At 44.8% G+C, this 19397-nt stretch carries 13 protein-coding genes and 4 tRNA genes; 12 read left to right on the plus strand and 5 right to left on the minus strand.

Annotation, left to right across the window (positions count from 1 at the left end):
• Positions 1-108 precede the first annotated feature (108 nt).
• Positions 109-876, plus strand: coding sequence for a nucleotidyltransferase family protein (locus tag OCV20_RS06365; protein ID WP_050651474.1), 768 nt, complete (start codon positions 109-111; stop codon positions 874-876).
• A gap of 93 nt (positions 877-969) precedes the next feature.
• On the opposite strand, the gene OCV20_RS06370 is transcribed toward OCV20_RS06365, so the two are convergent.
• Entirely contained in the window at positions 970-3333 is a 2364-nt protein-coding gene (locus OCV20_RS06370) for a DNA polymerase II (RefSeq protein WP_086773670.1), read from the minus strand.
• A 426-nt stretch (positions 3334-3759) separates the two neighbouring features.
• Between OCV20_RS06370 and uvrY the strand changes: the two genes are divergently transcribed.
• The 10 genes from uvrY (at position 3760) to nspC (ending at position 14548) form a co-directional block, all read left to right on the plus strand.
• The gene (uvrY, locus tag OCV20_RS06375; protein ID WP_004729778.1) at positions 3760-4404 is read left to right on the plus strand and encodes a UvrY/SirA/GacA family response regulator transcription factor; all 645 of its coding nucleotides are present in this window, start codon (positions 3760-3762) and stop codon (positions 4402-4404) included.
• 15 nt (positions 4405-4419) lie between these two features.
• Positions 4420-6252 (plus strand): excinuclease ABC subunit UvrC, encoded by a 1833-nt coding sequence (uvrC, locus tag OCV20_RS06380; protein WP_086773671.1) that lies wholly within the window; start codon positions 4420-4422, stop codon positions 6250-6252.
• Between the two features lie 46 nt (positions 6253-6298).
• Positions 6299-6856, plus strand: coding sequence for a CDP-diacylglycerol--glycerol-3-phosphate 3-phosphatidyltransferase (pgsA, locus tag OCV20_RS06385; RefSeq protein ID WP_017061490.1), 558 nt, complete (start codon positions 6299-6301; stop codon positions 6854-6856).
• Between the two features lie 266 nt (positions 6857-7122).
• Positions 7123-7196 (plus strand) — tRNA-Cys (locus OCV20_RS06390).
• Positions 7197-7232: 36 nt separating this feature from the next.
• A tRNA-Gly gene (locus tag OCV20_RS06395) sits at positions 7233-7308 on the plus strand.
• Between the two features lie 80 nt (positions 7309-7388).
• Positions 7389-7475, plus strand: a tRNA-Leu gene (locus OCV20_RS06400).
• A 32-nt stretch (positions 7476-7507) separates the two neighbouring features.
• Positions 7508-7583, plus strand: a tRNA-Gly gene (locus OCV20_RS06405).
• A gap of 1412 nt (positions 7584-8995) precedes the next feature.
• Entirely contained in the window at positions 8996-11947 is a 2952-nt protein-coding gene (locus OCV20_RS06410) for a pyridoxal phosphate-dependent class III aminotransferase (RefSeq protein WP_202910121.1), read from the plus strand.
• Between the two features lie 8 nt (positions 11948-11955).
• Positions 11956-13209, plus strand: a complete 1254-nt coding sequence (locus OCV20_RS06415; RefSeq protein ID WP_017061002.1) for a carboxynorspermidine synthase — start codon at positions 11956-11958, stop codon at positions 13207-13209.
• A gap of 199 nt (positions 13210-13408) precedes the next feature.
• A complete protein-coding gene (gene nspC / locus OCV20_RS06420) occupies positions 13409-14548 on the plus strand; it encodes a carboxynorspermidine decarboxylase (RefSeq protein ID WP_017063550.1) in 1140 nt (379 codons plus the stop codon).
• Between the two features lie 73 nt (positions 14549-14621).
• On the opposite strand, the gene OCV20_RS06425 is transcribed toward nspC, so the two are convergent.
• Together OCV20_RS06425 and OCV20_RS06430 are read right to left on the minus strand one after the other, a co-directional pair.
• Complete coding sequence (locus OCV20_RS06425) at positions 14622-15134, minus strand: glycine cleavage system transcriptional repressor (RefSeq protein WP_050646057.1); 513 nt, start codon at positions 15132-15134, stop codon at positions 14622-14624.
• Positions 15135-15388: 254 nt separating this feature from the next.
• Positions 15389-16297, minus strand: coding sequence for a DUF3943 domain-containing protein (locus tag OCV20_RS06430; RefSeq protein ID WP_086773672.1), 909 nt, complete (start codon positions 16295-16297; stop codon positions 15389-15391).
• 210 nt (positions 16298-16507) lie between these two features.
• Between OCV20_RS06430 and OCV20_RS06435 the strand changes: the two genes are divergently transcribed.
• Positions 16508-17746 carry a CinA family nicotinamide mononucleotide deamidase-related protein gene (locus OCV20_RS06435; protein ID WP_086773673.1) on the plus strand — a complete coding sequence of 413 codons (1239 nt, stop codon included), beginning with the start codon at positions 16508-16510 and terminating at the stop codon, positions 17744-17746.
• A gap of 175 nt (positions 17747-17921) precedes the next feature.
• Here OCV20_RS06435 and OCV20_RS06440 read toward each other — a convergent pair whose 3' ends face one another.
• Together OCV20_RS06440 and OCV20_RS06445 are read right to left on the minus strand one after the other, a co-directional pair.
• A complete protein-coding gene (locus OCV20_RS06440) occupies positions 17922-18767 on the minus strand; it encodes a dimethyl sulfoxide reductase anchor subunit family protein (protein ID WP_086773674.1) in 846 nt (281 codons plus the stop codon).
• 1 nt (position 18768) lies between these two features.
• Positions 18769-19389 (minus strand): DMSO/selenate family reductase complex B subunit, encoded by a 621-nt coding sequence (locus OCV20_RS06445; protein ID WP_004733360.1) that lies wholly within the window; start codon positions 19387-19389, stop codon positions 18769-18771.
• Positions 19390-19397: the final 8 nt, after the last annotated feature.

The following is a 19397-nucleotide window of genomic DNA, read 5'->3' on the forward strand; positions in this document are numbered from 1 at the left end:
CTGATTATATCTCGGAGATGCTATAAATAGGAATAGCTTGAATCATAAAGTCACCTAGGCGATCATAGAGTTATAGTTAAATCATTATTTTATTTACCGAAACGACCTATGCAGCTACCTGTTATTGACCCAACACAGCCTTTTCAACCTGAATTTCAACCTGTGGTTAACGATCTGATTACCTTTCTAAAAGGTGGGTTAGGATCTAATCTGCACAGTATTTATATTTATGGCAGTGTGGCACGTAAGCAAGCTGTTGTCGGTCGCTCCAATCTAGATGTGGTTGTGGTGACCCATCGACCGTTTCCTGACCAACGAACCACTTTGTTGAACACCATCAAATGGCGTTTCCAAAAGAGCTTCCCGCAGGTCACTCAAGTTGCGATCAAAACCACCTTAGTGAGTGAGATAGTCGATTTCGACAATATCTTCACTTGGGGTTTTATGCTCAAACACTTAGCCGTGTGTGTGCATGGTGAAGACTTATCAGACTGCTATGGTGATTTTGAAACAAGTTGGGAAATCGCTAAGCACTGGAACATGGATGCTGAAAACTGGTTAGCGGTGTATCGCAACAAGATCGCACGAGCAACAACGCCAGAACAACAAGTCGCAGCGCAGGTGATTATCGCCAAGAAGCTTCTACGAGCGAGTTACTCTTTGGTGATGTACCGCGATAAATATTGGTTCGATGACCCAATAGAGTGCGGCCAGCAATTTTTGAAGTATCACCCAGATCGAGAAGTTGAAATCCAAAGGTTGGGCATTTTACTTTCTGGTAGACCAATCCCTAAGCGTTCGGTGATCGGTATTCTTGATGGTTTTGGTGAGTGGTTGATTAAGCAGTATCAGAAAACCGAGTTCAGAATCGGATAGAGACTTATTGTCTACCGACAGATACTAAAAAGCAGAGCGTGCTGAAGAGCATGTCTCTGCTTTTTTCGTTTAAAGAGCATATTGAATATAGTGCTAGAACAAACCCAACTGCTGCCCACTGACTCTTTCAAAATCTAAACCGATGAAGGGCAGGATTGCCTCTGCGACCGGTTTAATCTGCTTGTCGATGTAATGCTGATAATCGATACCACTCTTTAAATACTCCTTGGGCTCAGGACCACTCAGAGTAATCAAATACTCAATACGTCCTTTGTTTTGGTATTGAAGAGGGCGTCCTAACTGAGCATTGATCTCATCGGCCATACGAGCTGCGCGAACCTGTGGCGGAATGTTCTTTTGGTATTCGTGTAATTTGCGGCGTAAGCGCTTTTGATACACCAATAAATCATCATGCTTGCCAGCAGAGGTTTCATCAACAAACTGTCTGACATAGTCGGTCGGATCTTGGTCGTGAAACACCATCTCATACAAGGTTTGTTGGAATTGCTGTGCGAGAGGTGTCCAATCGGTGCGTGCACTCTCAAGCCCTTTAAATATGATCTTCTCTTTATCGCCTTGAGTGATTAATCCGGCATAACGTTTCTTCGAGCCCGTTTCTGAACCTCTAATGGTCGGCATTAGAAACTTGCGATAGTGAGTCTCGTATTCAAGTTCAAGTATTGAGGTTAGGTTGTGGGTCTCTTTTAAGTGATTCGTCCACCAATCGTTGATGTAAGCGACCAGTCTATTCCCGATTTCGTCTGCTTTTTGCTGATCATAACTGCCGTTCAGAGACACGAAGGTTGAATCGGTATCGCCGTAAATTACTTGATAGCCTTTGTCTTCGATCAGAACTTTAGTCTGCTTCATGATCTCATGCCCGCGCATGGTAATTGAAGACGCTAACCGGGTATCGAAGAAACGACAACCAGACGAACCTAACACACCATAGAATGAGTTCATGATGATCTTAATCGCCTGAGAGAACGCTTTCTCGTTGTTCTTCTTCGCCACATCACGTGCAGCCCAGAGGTTTTCGATCATCTCGGGCAAGAAGTGTTTAGAGCGGTGGAATTGCCCACCTCGAAAGCCATCAACGGCTTGGTCTTCTGCTGGACCTAGTTCCAGCTTCAGCCCTTCAATAAGTCCCATAGGGTCAATCAGAAACGAGCGAATGATCGATGGATACAGGCTCTTAAAATCGAGTACCAAAACCGAGTCGTACAGATTGGGAATTGAATCCATCACGTAGCCGCCGGGGCTCGCGATCCAATTCTCTGGCTCTAAGTTCGGTGCGACATAACCCGCTCTGTGGATTTGAGGCAGATATAAGTTAGTAAAGGCAGCAACCGAGCCACCAACGCGGTCCAGTTCGACACCGGTTAATCGCGAGCGCTCAATTGCGAAGTCGAGTAGGTGAGTGTGTTCGAAGATACGATTTACTAGCACGCAGTCTTGAAGGTTATACTTGGCGAGTGAAGGTTTATCAAACTTAAACATTCGGTTTATCTCATCCATACGGTCGTGAACGTTATGGATGTCTTTGCCTTCACCAAGCAGTTCTTGTGATACCGACTCAAGCGACCAAGAACGGAAGTGGTAGGTCGCTGTCTTGAGCATATCGATACCATCCAAGACAACGCGCCCTGGAATCGTGATAAAACCTTGTTGATTTTGAGCGGAACTGCGGAAAAAGCTCGGTTGGTTGTCTCTGCCGATGTTGAGCTTCACTTCGTTCCATTCTGAACGTTTGTGCAGTAGCCTAAAATCGAAGTCGATAACGTTCCAACCAATGATGATGTCAGGATCAAATTCAGAGAACCAAGCTATCATTGCTTCGAGTAGCGCTTTCTCGTTGGCAACCCATTGGATATTGGTTTCAGCTTGTTGTGCTTCGCCGACCATGATCACTCGGCTGTCCATTAGGCTGTCTAGGCCAATTGAATAAAGCACGCCTTTTTCCGAACACTCAATATCAAGCGAGACCACAGATAGACTGGGTAAGTAATCACCTGCTCGGCATTTTGCGTTTGAGACTCGACGGTGCTGATTTTTTTGCACAGCAGATCCGGTGAACTCAATACTTCCCTTGATAAACCGTTCCATTAAGAATCGATCGGCGAGTCGAATATCGCTTTCAAAGGTTTGGATTTCTTCGTTGTGAAAGGCTTGCGCTAAACCAAAGCTGCTTCTCGACAGTGAGGTGTAACACGCGGCGAGAGGTGTTTGCTCGAATGTGGCTAATTCTAGAGGCTTAAATTGGCAATCGATCGACTCTTTCGCTGCGATTGCCTGACATGCTTCAACGTCAGATTGAGCAACAAAAAATACCGGTTTTTCATTTTGAATCGTCAGCAGAGTAGGGCCTTGAGGGGTGCTTAACCACAAGTCGATTTGTGTGCGCCCTGAAAAATCTCTTGCTTGTCTTGTGAGTACAAAGCCTTGCTGAATATCCAATGTAGTAACCTATTGAAATGGGGAATCGAATACTACCACCTAGCGACCCTCTGCGCACAACAGGCAGTAAAAATACTAACTAAATTCTAGTTAGTAGAGGCGAATAACGGGACTCTATAAGCAAATAAGTGAAATTGTCGCGAATGGTTATTCAATGGTATTGAAAATATCTTTATCTTATGTAATTTTATTGGGTGTTGTTTTAACTGGTTGATTTTTAGAAAAAGCTTGTTGTTTTAGTTAGCTTATTTGTTAATAAGTACTTGCTAAAGTTCGTGTTTCAGCACATATTCAACAGAGCTTTTTTTTAGTAATTAAGTTAAGATGTACTCAATGCTGCGATCCACTGTTCCTTTGTTCAATTGTTTCAAACAGATGAAATGACACAGTGGTTGCAGAGCCAATTAATAGTGTGGAGATACAAGTTTGATAAATGTTTTCCTTGTAGATGATCACGAGCTGGTTCGCACAGGGATACGACGTATTATTGAAGACGTCCGTGGAATGAACGTAGCAGGGGAAGCTGAAAGCGGTGAAGATGCTGCAAAATGGTGTCGTACTAACAATACTGACGTTATTTTGATGGATATGAATATGCCTGGTATTGGTGGCTTAGAAGCAACCAAGAAGATCTTGCGTTTCAACCCTGATGTTAAAATCATCGTTTTAACTGTTCATACGGAAAATCCGTTTCCAACTAAAGTGATGCAAGCTGGAGCTGCTGGTTACCTTACTAAAGGGGCAGGTCCGGATGAAATGGTAAATGCAATTCGAGTGGTTAATAGTGGCCAACGATACATTTCACCAGAAATTGCGCAGCAGATGGCTTTGAGCCAATTCTCGCCTGCGTCTGAAAATCCATTCGCAGACTTATCTGAACGTGAACTTCAAATCATGATGATGATTACTAAAGGTCAGAAAGTGACGGATATTTCAGAACAACTCAATCTAAGTCCTAAAACAGTCAACAGTTACCGCTACCGCTTGTTCAGTAAGCTGGATATCAGTGGCGATGTAGAGCTGACGCATTTAGCGATTAGACATGGAATGTTAGACACTGAGACCCTTTAACACTGAGATCGTATAGTGACCAACTTGTTTGACTCAGTCTCATTCCTCAAGACAGTAACAGAGCAGCCCGGCGTTTATCGAATGTATAACGCCGAGGCTGTCGTTATTTACGTCGGTAAAGCTAAGAACCTCAAAAAACGCCTTTCCAGTTATTTCCGTAAAAAAGTCGACAGTGAAAAAACACGCGCTCTAGTCAGTAATATTGACAAGATCGATGTCACTGTAACGCACACGGAAACAGAAGCGCTCATTCTTGAGCACAACTACATCAAGCAGTACTTGCCTAAATACAACGTACTTTTGCGTGATGATAAGTCGTACCCTTATATTTTTATTAGCGGTCACAAGCATCCTCGTTTGTCGATGCACCGTGGTGCTAAGAAGAAAAAGGGCGAATATTTTGGTCCTTACCCTGATTCCGGCGCTGTGCGTGAGACGCTACACCTAATCCAAAAGATTTTCCCTGCCCGCCAGTGTGAAGATACGGTTTATGCCAATAGAACGCGCCCGTGTTTGATGTATCAGATTGGTCGTTGTGCTGCGCCTTGTGTCAGCTCAATCATCTCTGATGAAGAGTACAGTGAACTTATCGACTACGTTCGTCTATTCCTGCAAGGGAAGGATAAGCTAGTCCTTGAGACGCTCATCGACAAAATGGACACAGCAAGCCGTGAGCTTCGTTTTGAACAAGCTGCCGCTTTCCGTGACCAAATCCAAGCGATTCGACGTGTGCAAGAACAACAATACGTATCTGACGATTCAATGGAAGATATGGACGTGTTGGGCTTTGCTCAAGAGAATGGCGTAGCGTGTATTCATATCTTGATGATTCGCCAAGGCAAGGTTTTAGGCAGTAGAAGCCATTTCCCTAAAATTCCAAACAATACGGTGCGAGAAGAGGTCTTTTCGAGCTTTTTAAGCCAATACTATCTTGCGCATAATGAAGCGAGAACCATCCCAACCCGTTTGATTCTCAATGCCGATTTGATGGAAGATGTCACACCGATTCAAGAAGCCTTGTGTGAAGTGGCGGGGCGTAAGATTCACTTCAATACCAACCCTTCTGGTACTCGAGGTCGTTACCTTAAATTGTCGAATACCAATGCATTGACGGCTATTACCACCAAGATTAATCACAAGATGACGATTAATCAGCGCTTCAAAGAGCTTCAAGAAGTGCTGTCGATGGATGCTATCAAGCGCATGGAATGTTTCGATATCAGTCATACCATGGGTGAAAGCACTATTGCATCGTGTGTGGTATTCAATCAAGAAGGCCCGGTGAAACCGGAGTACCGTCGTTACAACATCACCGGCATTACAGGTGGTGATGATTACGCAGCGATGGCTCAGGCGCTTGAGAGACGTTATTCGAAGCAACTCGATGTCGACAAGATCCCAGACATCATCTTTATCGATGGTGGTAAAGGTCAGCTAAACCGTGCTCATGAGATCATTTCTCAATATTGGGGGGATTGGCCGTTTAGACCAAGAATGATGGGTATTGCGAAAGGGGTAACGCGTAAACCGGGTTTAGAAACCTTAGTAACCCTTGAAGGTGAAGAGTTTAACTTACCTAGCGATGCGCCAGCACTGCACCTTATCCAACATATTCGTGATGAAAGCCATAATCATGCGATTGCAGGGCACAGGGCGAAACGTGGTAAAACGCGCAGAACCAGTGCTTTGGAAGGAATTGAAGGGGTAGGGCCTAAACGTCGTCAAGCTTTGCTGAAATATATGGGTGGCTTACAAGAACTTAAGCGTGCAACTGTCGAAGAAATAGCCAAAGTGCCGGGCATTAGTCATTCTTTGGCAGAAAACATTTATCAAGCATTGAAACAATAGTAAAAATCCCGCACCATTAAAGCGCAATTAATAAGAGCCCAATAATATGCGTTTGAATATACCTAACATTTTGTCCTTACTGAGACTATTTTTGATCCCAGTATTCGTTGTCGTTTTCTATCTACCTTATCAATGGGCTCCTTTCGCTGCTGCGATGGTGTTTTGGGTAGCCGGTTTCACTGATTGGCTAGATGGCATGCTAGCTCGTAAGTTAGGGCAAACGTCTCGCTTCGGTGCCTTCATTGACCCTGTGGCTGACAAAGTGTTGGTCGCTACGGCTCTTATCCTGATTACAGAGCATTACCACTCGATTTGGATAACTATCCCAGCGGTGACCATGATTGCTCGTGAGATCATTATTTCAGCGCTTCGTGAGTGGATGGCTGAAATCGGCAAACGCGCAAGTGTTGCGGTATCTTGGGTTGGTAAAGTAAAAACGGTTTCTCAGATGTTCGCTCTTTGGGTGCTTATCTGGAGATACGACGATTGGATGGTATGGGTAGGTTACATTGCACTGTATGTCGCTACCGTTCTTACTTATTGGTCAATGGCACAATACTTGATGGCTGCCAAAGACGATTTGTTAGACGAAAAACATCATTGATGAAGAAGCGAGCTGAGGCTCGCTTTTTTGATCTTTAACCTAAGGTTAAGTTATCAATAGTGGATATCTAATGTGATATAGATCTCCTTTGAATAACCCGCTCACAGTGTGTTTTGAACATAAAGTCAGCTATTTGGCCTGTTTCGTATGAAATCTATTCAAACGAATTAAAAATACAAAAATATTATTGACTCAATCGTCTGAATCCGTAGAATGCATCCCGTACCCAAGAGGATGGCAATGAGCGATTCGATTGGAGTTACTAAGGCGCCTTGGCAGAGTGGCTATGCAGCGGATTGCAAATCCGTGGACCTCGGTTCGACTCCGGGAGGCGCCTCCATTCTCTCTTTCTTCTAGAAAGAAGTTGAATGAAAATGCGATACTAGCTCAGTTGGTAGAGCGCAACCTTGCCAAGGTTGAGGTCATCGGTTCGAACCCGATGTATCGCTCCAAATTTTGTAATGTTGATTGGCGTCAGCATTAAGATGGTGTTTTACTTTTCAGTAATCGGCATCGCAATAAAGAATTGCGTGCCCTGGTGGTGGAATTGGTAGACACAAGGGATTTAAAATCCCTCGGCGTTCGCGCTGTGCCGGTTCAAGTCCGGCCCGGGGCACCATCTATTAAAGTCTTTATCTCGATAAAGCAAATGCGATACTAGCTCAGTTGGTAGAGCGCAACCTTGCCAAGGTTGAGGTCATCGGTTCGAACCCGATGTATCGCTCCAAATTAAGAAGCCCGAACAGAAATGTTCGGGCTTTTTGGTTTCTGGCGTTTAGCTTTTACGTTTAAGAACTCTTGTTGTTCGAATCCGCGCTAAAAATTCATTTCTATTTTGCCTCAAAATTTCGCAATCAAGTTCGTTTAAGTAAGTTAGTTTTTAAAAGCGAGATTCCCTATGAACTCGTGCCTCGTGCTAGGGAATGACGGAAACGCGGACAGGTGATTAACTTTCGATTCCTTTATCTGTGTAGTGAACTTTGTTGGTTTCAACGTGAGCTTCCCTATGAACTCGTGCCTCGTGCTAGGGAATGACGGAAACGCGGACAGGTGATTAACTTTCGATTCCTTTATCTGTGTAGTGAACTCTGTTGGTTTCAGGGTGAGATTCCCTATGAACTCGTTCCTCGTACTAGGGAATGACGTAAATGTGGGCCGGTAATTAACTTTTCATTCCTTTATTGTGTAGTGAACTCTGTTGGTTTCAGTGTGATATTTCCTATGAACTCGTTCCTCGTACTAGGGAATGACGGAAAGGTACCATGGCTCAAAGCTTATCTAGCAACGTTTATAATCCCACGTCGTCATCCTCGGGCGTGAGGAACGAGCGAACCGGGGATCTCTTACCGCTTACTGATTAACTTGTGTTTAATCTATTGCATCAGGTAATTTCTTTAATAAAGCCATACGTCGACATGTTGATCGGGACTCCCTATGCACTCGTTCCTCATTCTAGGGAATGACGTAAAGGCGCCACAGCCTCAAAGCCATCACTAACACTGCCTATATACTTGTGTCGTCATCCTCGGGCATGAGGAACGAATGAACCGGGGATCTCTTTCCAAAACGATAGTGTTGACGATATTTACAGCAATTGCTTAGCCGCACCTGCTATTTATCAAGCTATTATTAAAAACTATTGGTCGTTCATTTCACTTTATGTTACTTTCCCGCGCAATCTCGGAATGAACAATGTTCAAGAAGAGCAACGATTGCTTCTGGGGGATACGCGTAGTGACCATTCTTGCTGATTGGGACATTACGTAGGGTAGGTATTGGCTAGTCCTTTAGCTGATAGACGGGATACTTATGGCGCAGTTCGCCATGTTAATGGGAAACCCAACATTGAACACACTAATTACAACATTGCTAATCAGCTCTGCATTTCCAAAGGGACCAGCTCCTCATAGCTGTCCGATCCTGCAAAAATGTCCAATTCTTCAAAACAGTAGCATTACTGAACCTTGAGCTCACGCTAACAATTTATCGCTGTCTTAAGACGGCTTAATTTCGTATTCGTCATTTGACTTATGCGAGCGTACAGCTATATCTCATTTCTAGACAATACGCGTACTTCACGATGAACTCTCTCCAAATTTAACGAGAGGTGGTGGGTAATTGCGTCTGATGGAGGTGAGTATGAACACATTCAAGGGGACTTTTATGACTACCGCCTTTGAAGTCGATATCAATACTATCGCAAATTCATTTTCAACTATGGTTCCTATCTTAGAGGGAACGTACGACCTAACACCTGACGCTATTTTGCTAGAGCAAGAACAGCATGAGTCGGATGTTCGCTCTTACCCAAGACGCCTGCCTATTGCTATTAAACGAGCATGTGGCGCTTTAGTTGAAGATACTCGTGGCCAACTCTTTCTCGATTGCTTAGCCGGTGCAGGTACACTTTCTCTGGGTTACAATCACCCTGAGATTAACCAAGCACTGAAAGACCAGCTCGATTCTGGTTTGCCATACCAAACACTTGATATCACGACTCAAGCAAAAGAGACGTTTATCAAGCGAGTTAAAGCTTTTCTTCCTCAAGACTTTTCAAATAACTCGGTTCTTCAATTCTGTGGCCCATCGGGTGCTGACGCTGTGGAAGCTGCGATCAAGCTTGCTAAGCAAACCACAGGTCGCAACACCATGTTTGCTTTCCGTGGTGCTTACCATGGTATGACCAACGGCACCATGGGCATGATGGGTAACCTCGGTACTAAAGAACGTCGTAGCGGCTTGATGTCTGACGTACATTTCATGCCTTTCCCATACAACCTCCGCTGCCCGTTTGGCATTGGTGGTGAAGCGGGTGCCAACGCCAGCATTCGTTACATCGAGCGTATGTTGAACGATGACGAGTCTGGCATCATGAAACCAGCAGCGATGATCGTTGAACCTGTGCAAGGTGAGGGCGGTGTGATTCCTGCTCCAGCATCTTGGTTACAAGGCCTACGTCGCATCTGTGACGAGCACGGTATACTACTGATTTTTGATGAAATTCAGTGTGGTGTGGGTAAAACGGGTCATCGATTTGCGTTTGAAGAGTCAGGCGTTAACCCTGATATCTTATGCTTGTCTAAAGCGATTGGTGGCGGATTGCCTATGTCGCTGCTTGTGTTCGATAAAAGTATCGATACATGGAAAGCGGGTGAGCACACCGGTACATTCCGTGGTAACCAATTAGCAATGGTGTCCGGCGCTAAGGCACTGGAAATCATCGAGCGAGATGGTTTAGTTGAGCACGCGAACATCGCAGGCCAATACTTACGTCATGGGCTTGAGAAGATTCAATCACGCGTTGGCTGTATTGCTGAAGTTCGCGGTAAAGGCCTGATGCTCGGCGCTGAGATCAAACAACCAAATGGTGAGCTTAACAAGTTTGGCGAACCACAATCAGACGGCGAGTTAACTCTAGCGATTCAACGAGCAGCACTAGAGCGCGGCTTGATGGTTGAAAAGGGTGGTCGTGATGGTTCGGTCATTCGTTTCCTTCCTCCAATGATTATCTCTTTTGAGCAGATCGACTTTGCATTGCGCGTCATGGAAGAAGCGATCATCGCAGCAGGCGGTGGTCTACAACAAGACCCAGCTTCAAGCGAACAAGCAAACCAAGAATGGAACAAGCATTTCATCCAGACAGGTTTAGGCGGTAGCGACGAATTTGCTAACGTGATGAACCAAACCACTCAAGCGATGAAAGCGGTTTTTGAACAGGTTGAAACCCCTTATTCGGGTTTAGATCCAAAAGTGCTAGAAGCAGCCATCAATGCTGTCGACCTCGATAACAATCAACACGCTTTGGTTGATGTTGTAGATAGCACGGCTGACTTAGTCGCAGCCAACTCTATCTTCGTGCAACACCCAGACTGTATTGCACACCTTCACACCCCGCCTCTTATGGCTTCGGTAGCCGCGGAATCGATTATTGCGGCTTTGAATCAATCAATGGATTCATGGGACCAAGCGTCTGCTGCGACTTATGTTGAGCAGCGCGTTGTGGATTGGATGTGCGACAAATACCAACTTGGCGCACAAGCAGACGGTGTTTTCACCAGTGGTGGCACGCAAAGTAACCTAATGGGTTTATTGCTTGCGAGAGACTGGGTTGCCGATAAGCACAATGGCCACTCAATCCAAAAGCTTGGCTTACCAGAATACGCGAGCAAGCTGCGTATCTTATGTTCAAAGAAATCTCACTTCACGGTTCAGAAGTCAGCCTCTCTACTAGGGCTAGGCGAAGCGGCAGTGTGCTGTGTTGACACCAATGCAAACGGCACTATCAAGCCTGACTTGTTAGATGCAGAAGTGAAAGCGCTTAAAGCACAAGGGTTGATTCCTTTTGCTGTTGTCGGTACTGCGGGTACAACCGATCACGGTGCAATTGATGACCTTGAAGCGATTGCTGACATCGCAAACCAACAAGATCTTTGGTTCCATGTCGACAGTGCTTACGGTGGCGCGCTTATTTTAAGTAGCCATAAAGCTCGCCTGAAAGGCATCGAGAAAGCGGATTCAGTGAGCGTTGATTTCCACAAGTTGTTCTTCCAAACAATCAGCTGTGGTGCTGTGTTGCTGAAAGACAAAGCGAACTTTAAGTTCCTACTGCATCACGCAGACTACTTGAATCGCGAGCACGATGAGCTGCCAAATCTTGTCGACAAGTCTATCGCGACCACCAAGCGTTTTGATGCATTGAAAGTCTTCATGACGATGCAAAGCGTTGGGCCAAAGCAGCTGGGTGATATGTACGATCATCTTCTAGAGCAGACGCTTCAAATTGCAAACCTAATTCAAAACCAAGACGATTTTGAACTGCTTGCTGAGCCGTCACTGTCTACTGTGCTGTTCCGATCGGTGCCTCGCAATGGGAAATTAGAAAACGGTGAGCTAGATTTAGACAAACTGAATCAAACGTTAAGACTGGAAGCACTGACTCGTGGTGTTGCCGTGCTTGGCGAAACGGTCGTCGACGGTAAAAGCGCGCTGAAATTCACTATCTTGAATCCGTGCTTAACGACATCAGATTTCAAATCTCTAATAAACAAAATTCAAACTTTAGCTATTGAGCTAGCAGAACAACAAGGGTAATTAAAACTATGGCTATTCTACAAATTGGTGCAGGCGGCGTTGGTTGGGTTGTTGCACACAAAGCAGCACAAAATAACGAAGTTCTGGGTGATATCACAATCGCTTCTCGCACAATCGCGAAGTGTGAAAAAATCATCGAATCTATCAAGGGAAAAAACAACCTTAAAGATTCAACTAAGAAACTAGAAGCACGTTCAGTAGACGCTGATGATGTTGATGCGCTTGTTGCTTTGATTAAAGAAGTTCAGCCGGATCTAGTGATCAACGCTGGTCCTCCTTGGGTAAACATGGCAATCATGGAAGCGTGTTACCAATCTAAAGTTTCTTACTTAGATACATCGGTAGCGGTTGACCTATGTTCTGAAGGCCAACAAGTACCACAAGCTTACGATTGGCAGTGGGGCTACCGTGAGAAGTTCGCTGAAGCGGGTATCACAGGTATTCTTGGTGCTGGTTTCGATCCAGGTGTGGTATCAATCTTTGCTGCGTACGCGGTTAAGCACTTGTTTGATGAGATTGACTCAATTGACGTAATGGACGTGAATGCTGGCGACCACGGCAAGAAGTTTGCGACTAACTTTGACCCAGAAACCAACATGCTTGAGATCCAAGGCGACTCTTTCTACTGGGAAAATGAAGAGTGGAAACAAGTACCTTGTCACTCTCGTATGCTTGAGTTTGAATTCCCGAACTGTGGTTCTCACAAAGTTTACTCAATGGCGCACGATGAAGTTCGTTCAATGAAAGAGTTCATCCCAGCTAAGCGTATCGAATTTTGGATGGGCTTTGGTGATGCATACTTGAACTACTTCAACTGCATGCGTGATATCGGTCTTCTTAGCCCAGATCCGCTAACACTGCACGATGGTACTGTGGTTCAGCCTCTGCATGTTCTTAAAGCACTACTACCGGATCCAACATCTCTAGCTCCGGGTTACACTGGTTTAACGTGTATCGGTACTTGGGTTCAAGGTAAGAAAGATGGTAAAGAGCGTAGCGTATTCATCTACAATAACGCAGACCACGAAGTGGCTTACGAAGACGTAGAGCACCAAGCGATCTCTTACACAACTGGTGTTCCAGCGATTACCGCTGCACTTCAGTTCTTCCGTGGCGAATGGGCTGATAAAGGCGTGTTCAACATGGAACAGCTAAACCCAGATCCGTTCCTAGCAACTATGCCGGAAATTGGTCTAGATTGGCATGTTCAAGAGCTTGAAGCAGGCCAAGGTCTTCCAGTGATTCATGAGCTGAAAAAATAAGAACTGATTTCTTGTTTTGATTGCTAATTAAAGGGGACATGGATTGTTCCCTTTTCGATGATGATGGCCTTGAAGCTTTGGTATCATTTATTTTGATTTTGTAACTCACTGCGCTCGGACAGGACAAAATCAAAATAAATCACACCAAAATTGTTAATTTACCTTTCCATCTATAGATGCTGCTTGAGTGTTTACAAAAATGACGTTTAAGAAAGAAGAACTAAAAACCCCATATTTCATGATCAACGAAGACAAGTTGATTGCGAACTTAGAAAAAGCCAAGCAACTGAAAGAGATTTCAGGTGTGAAATTGGTACTTGCGCTTAAGTGCTTCTCGACTTGGGGCGTGTTTGACATCATCAAACCGTACCTAGACGGTACTACTAGTTCTGGCCCTTATGAAGTGAAATTAGGTCACGAAACTTTTGGCGGTGAAACTCATGCTTACAGTGTGGGCTACAGTGAAGATGACGTGAGAGAGGTTGCTGACATCTGCGACAAGATGATCTTCAACTCTCAGAGCCAACTTGCTGCTTACCGTCATATTGTTGAAGGTAAAGCTTCACTGGGTTTACGTTTAAATCCGGGCGTGAGCTACGCAGGGCAAGACTTGGCAAACCCAGCGCGTCAATTCTCGCGTTTGGGCGTGCAAGCTGACCACATCAAACCAGAAATTTTCGATGAGATTAATGGTGTGATGTTCCACATGAACTGTGAGAACAAAGACGTCGATGCCTTTATCGGCCTGCTTGATTCAATCTCAGAACAGTTTGGCGAGCACTTAGATAAGTTGGACTGGGTGAGCATGGGCGGTGGTGTGTTCTTTACATGGCCTGGCTATGACATTGAAAAGCTTGGTCTTGCGCTGAAAGCCTTCTCTGAGAAACACGGCGTGCAGATGTACCTTGAGCCGGGTGAAGCGATCATCACTAAAACAACCGACCTAGTTGTGACCGTGGTTGATATCGTTGAGAACGTGAAGAAAACAGCAATTGTCGATTCAGCTACCGAGGCTCACCGCCTTGACACGCTTATCTACAATGAGCCAGCATCGGTATTGGAAGCCTCAGAAACAGGCAGCCATGACTACGTGATTGGTTCTTGTTCATGTCTTGCGGGCGATCAGTTCTGCGAAGCGAGCTTTGATGAGCCACTTAAGATTGGTCAAAAGCTGCATTTGTTAGACAGTGCAGGCTATACCATGGTGAAACTTAACTGGTTCAATGGTCTGAAAATGCCATCAATCTACTGCGAGCGTAGCAGTGGTGAAGTTCAGAAGCTAAATGAATTCGGTTATGAAGACTTCAAACGCTCATTATCACAATGGTCAGTTAAGTAACTGAATCACAAGTTCAGAGCAATAAAAAGAGCAGCCAATGAGCTGCTCTTTTTTGTTCTTCAATTTTGTTTATTTAGCTTTCAATCATCACTCGAGTATCTTCACTGAGCGTTTCGAGTTCATTGACCACATCATCGATCTGTACTTCGATTGGCAGTTTAACGGCGATTTTTGATGTGAATAGGCTTGAGCTAACACCGCCGCCACCAGCGATAAAGACGCGGTGACAGTCCATATCGAGAATGCTGATCCCTTGTCTATCCAATACATGAGTCACTTCGTTGACGATACCTGCTCGGTCGTTAGAATCGAGTCTTAGGTGATGGATTGTGTCTTGAGCATTGTGCGTATGATCGGAATCGACAAACTGCACGATGAGATCCGGATTGGCGCTAAACGCTTCTTTGACAATCGATTCGTTGATGGCTGGAAGTTGAACCTTTAGTACGCCCGCAACTTGGTCTTCAATAAAGTTCACTTTACTGATGAGCCATTTGCCGTCGTTTTCGTGAGTAACCGCAGCAAGCTGTTTGATTGTTGCTGGTGATGCTTTTCCGATAAAGTTTACGATAAATGTACTGTTCATATCAGCCCCCAAGGTTTCAATTATTCTTTGCTAATTAAATGTTTGATATCACGCGATAAAGTTCTTTAATTTCAGTGTAGAAGGTTACATCGAACAATGTTTGACCTAGGTCAATTTTTGAAACTAAGCTTCGATGCAAAAAAAGAGAATGAAGAGTAGGGCACAAAAAAAAGCGGCTAGAGAGCCGCTTTTTAGAAGAGTTGTCACTGTGATTGATGATTCAGCAACTTATATTGAGTAGTCCTAGAGACGAATTAGAACGTTACTTTGAAGTTCATACCAACAAACTGAGAGTCATATGGTGCGCCAGCATCGTAAGCAAAACGTGCTGCGTCTTGGTTATCCCACCAAGGGTTAGTATTCAGGTTCACTTCTGCATCACCGCCCCATGCGTCACTTACCCAGTAGTGAATGTGTCCAACAGGGTTAAGGAAGAATAGCGACACATCACCCATGGTTTGAGAGCCCATCACTTCGCCACCTGAAGCAATGATATCTTGCTCTGCTTCTAGCATCATTTCACCGACAACCGCACCGAAGAAAGGTGTGATGAAGAGATCTTGCCATGAAGGTACTTCAGCAAACGCTTCTACGCCGTATTCCCAGAAGAACGTCGACATAGTCCAAGAGTATAAGAATGACTCAAACTCGTCGTAACCTGCGTGTCGAGCTGCGGTGTAGTAAACACCACCAAAATATGGGTGCATTACGTAGTTTAGGAAGTGTTCGTCACGGTCCCATACTGGGCCTTCAGAAACGTTATCTTTCCACTTTTTACCTAATGAACTGATATCACGTTGGTCATCATCCCACTTAGTAATACTTTCAGGGAGTAGAGTCATTAGACCCACTGTCGCGACACTTAAGCCAAGAATGGTGTAGGTTTGACCCATTAGGTAATCCCAATCTTTCTCCTGGCTCACCAACATGTGTTTTGGTTTTTGGATCGTGAAGTCGTACTCATCACTCGATTCGCTCAGTGCGTAATTGGTACTAGGCTTGTAGGTGTACAAGTTGTCATTAAAACAGTAATCTTGAGCACATTCATCCGAGTAAGAAAGGTTGATTGGCTGGTCGAAGTCGTATTGGCTTGCAACCGAGTTAACTGACATTAGCATTGAAAATGCGGCAGTAACCTTTGCTAGTAACGGTGATTTGGCCACAAGGGTCTCCATGAGAAAGTTTGGAATTGATCAGGGTCACAATTATCTATTAAATGCCTGATTTAGGGAACTAATAATTTATAGCTTTTCCTAAGAAAACCTTAGGTTTAACATTATTAATATTAGTGAAAAGGCGAATTGCTCCAAATTCAACCATAGACCAGTTTGTAAATAATGCAGTGTCTTTTTATGACAACAAGGGATAGAAATATGACGAAAATCGCAATGTTAAGCACAGGTGAAGAAGTTCTTCATGGAGACATTGTAGATACAAACGCAGCTTGGATGTCTGCTGAGTTTTATCAGCATGGTTTTGCGCTTGCTAAGCGCTCAACTGTGGGTGATCAAATGAATGCTCTTGTTGAAGAACTGCTGATGCTGAGCTTTAACTATGATGTGGTTATCGTTAATGGTGGTTTAGGCCCGACAACCGATGATATGAGTGCTGCAGCTGCTGCAGCTGCTTCCGAGCAGAAACTCGTCATGTTCCCTGAATGGCTTGCTCGTATGGAAGAGATGTTCTCTGGACGTGGCATGCCGATGCCTGACAGCAACCTTAAACAAGCTTTGTTACCTGCGAGCTCAGAGATTGTCGATAACCCGGTGGGGACGGCTTGTGGCTTCAAACTGAAAATTAACGATGCGACTTTCTATTTCACGCCGGGTGTACCGAGTGAGTTCAAACGTATGGTGACGTTTGAGATTCTTCCTGACTTGTCGCGCACCTACCCTCAAGTGGTTGCCTCTGAATGCAGTCGACTGTTTACGTTTGGTTTGTCTGAATCCGGTATCTCTGATGTTTTGGACCAATTAAAGCTGCCAGAAGGTTATGAACTTGGTTACCGCTCTTATCTGCCGTTTATTGAGGTCAAACTGTTTGGTCCTAAGGCAGACTTAGAAACTCGCGTTAAGCTTCTGCAAATGGTTTACAAGCTGCTAGAGAGTAATGTCGTGAGTGTCGATGAGCCGATGATTGACCATATTGGACACATCATGGCGGAAAAAAAGAAGACGTTATCTGTGTCTGAAGTGTCGACCAAAGGTTCACTGTCAGCTTGGCTGCAATTGAATGAGCAGATAGAAGATTGCTTCGGACACTCGTGGGTGATGGCTGAGCCAAAAGAGAGCGAACTTGAAAAAAGCGATCCATTAGCGGCAACCTTTGCTCTGGCTGGAGCAACAAGAGAGAAGTGCGGGACTGAATTGGCGTTGGTGACTGGTAAGCTAGAAGGCAACACATTCAGCGTTGCACTGTCGACTGAAGCAGGCGAGTGGGGTCAGGTACTTGAGTTTTATCGTCAGTACTCCCGTGAAGATCAACGTAACGTGATTAAGACCGTTGCCGCCGATATGCTGAGAAGGCATCTAGACAACAAACCGATGTTTGGTACTTACTCTTCGGTTAAGCGATTGAAAGACATGTTTATTCCAACGGCTATCATTAAGTAGTTATGTAAGCTAACGATGTAAGCGAACTCGCTAAGTCTGTATTAAAAACGCTAGAAAAAAACGCAATAAAAAGGCCCAACATCTAAATAGGTGTTGGGCCTTTTGTTTATCTAGCCTTCTAGATAACCAAACAAGCAGCGATGTTTACACGCAACTCATGTCTGTAAGAACTCGATTACAAACCGCTTGTCATATGTAGGCTGTAGAACAAACCACGGCCGATTAACTCTGAAGCCAAGAACAATACTAGTGCTAAGCCAAGGTTAACTGGGTTCACTTTTGCTTTGTTCAGCATAGGTAGAATCCAAATCAACAAGCTTGCCATTAGCAGTGCCACTTGAAGAATCACATAGCTACCTAAACCATCGACTAACTCAGACGCTTTGGCCGCTGAAGTTTGGATGTCACCGATTAGGTTCAGTTTTCCTACTGTCACAAGCAAGCTGATAGCAACAGCGATAACAGCCAGCATGGTGATGTTACGGTCAACCGTAAAGCGGCTGTCGTTTGCGAATACAATCACGAACTGAGATAACAGCAAGCCACCCACAACCATCGTCATGATGAAGCTCAGTGGTGTGTAGATGTTGTCCCACGTAGGTACTGTGTTGATCATGTATACATTGATCATCGCGTACATGAAGATAACACCCAACACCATAGCGCCAACCATCAGTGCTTTCTGGATAGCTACGCCACCTTTCTTAAGCACAGACAATAGCCATTGCAGGCCACCGACAGCGAAGAATGCCGCACCGAAGAACACTTCGTTAGACAACCAAGCCGAACCTAGCTGATTAAAAGCGTTAAACGCGCGCAGTGGAGAGCCAAGGTGCGTTGTCGAGAACATGAAGCCAAGACCCATCAGTGCCCATAGGATGAACATTGGAACCTTGTAGCTGTTCAGCTTCTCTTCGCTATGACCCAGCACCAGTGCACGTGCGCCAATCAGTAAGTAACCACCAACCGCAGTTTGCGCCAGCACCGTAAAGAAGATTAAAGACCACTCATGAAAAATCATCTTACACCTCTTTCGGGTTTGCTAAGTGACCACTGGTATCGCCAGTCGGCTTCGCGTTTTTGTTCAGCTTAATCACGATGTTTGGTAGCGTTTCTGTTGAAGATGGCAATGGCGCCACATCCGCACCAGAGCCGTACTTCTCGCGAAGTGTATTGATTTCACCAAACTCCAATGCACGAAGTGGGCAAGACTCAACACAGATAGGCTGTTTGCCTTCAGAAACACGTTGGTAACAACCATCGCATTTCGTCATGTGACCTTTCTTAGCATTGTATTGTGGTGCGCCGTAAGGACACGCATTGCTACAGTGCTGACAACCAATACATACGCTCTCATCAACCACAACCAAACCGTCTTCATCACGTTTGTGCATCGCGCCCGAAGGACACACTTTCACACACGCTGGGTTAGTACAGTGGTTACAAGCGATAGATAGGTAGTAAGAAAAGACATCTTTCTGAACCCAGGTATCGCCATCTTGAGTGAAGCCACCACCGGCGTATTCGTATACGCGACGGTAGTTCGTTTTGATGTCTAGATCGTTATAATCTTTACAAGCAAGCTGACAGGTTTTACAACCCGTGCATTTACTTGAATCAATGTAAAAGCCGTATTGTTTCATTCCAACCT

It is taken from the genome of Vibrio coralliirubri, from assembly GCF_024347375.1.
In the GTDB taxonomy this organism is placed as follows: domain Bacteria; phylum Pseudomonadota; class Gammaproteobacteria; order Enterobacterales; family Vibrionaceae; genus Vibrio; species Vibrio coralliirubri.

Bases quoted from the DNA above. Each gene is read 5' to 3' on its own strand.
- OCV20_RS06410 (WP_202910121.1), top strand. From the start codon at position 8,996: ATGAACACATTCAAGGGGACTTTTATGACTACCGCCTTTGAAGTCGAT.
- OCV20_RS06440 (WP_086773674.1), bottom strand. From the start codon at position 18,767: ATGATTTTTCATGAGTGGTCTTTAATCTTCTTTACGGTGCTGGCGCAA.
- nspC (WP_017063550.1), top strand. From the start codon at position 13,409: ATGACGTTTAAGAAAGAAGAACTAAAAACCCCATATTTCATGATCAAC.
- OCV20_RS06435 (WP_086773673.1), top strand. From the start codon at position 16,508: ATGACGAAAATCGCAATGTTAAGCACAGGTGAAGAAGTTCTTCATGGA.
- OCV20_RS06365 (WP_050651474.1), top strand. From the start codon at position 109: ATGCAGCTACCTGTTATTGACCCAACACAGCCTTTTCAACCTGAATTT.
- OCV20_RS06445 (WP_004733360.1), bottom strand. From the start codon at position 19,389: ATGAAACAATACGGCTTTTACATTGATTCAAGTAAATGCACGGGTTGT.
- OCV20_RS06425 (WP_050646057.1), bottom strand. From the start codon at position 15,134: ATGAACAGTACATTTATCGTAAACTTTATCGGAAAAGCATCACCAGCA.
- OCV20_RS06415 (WP_017061002.1), top strand. From the start codon at position 11,956: ATGGCTATTCTACAAATTGGTGCAGGCGGCGTTGGTTGGGTTGTTGCA.
- pgsA (WP_017061490.1), top strand. From the start codon at position 6,299: ATGCGTTTGAATATACCTAACATTTTGTCCTTACTGAGACTATTTTTG.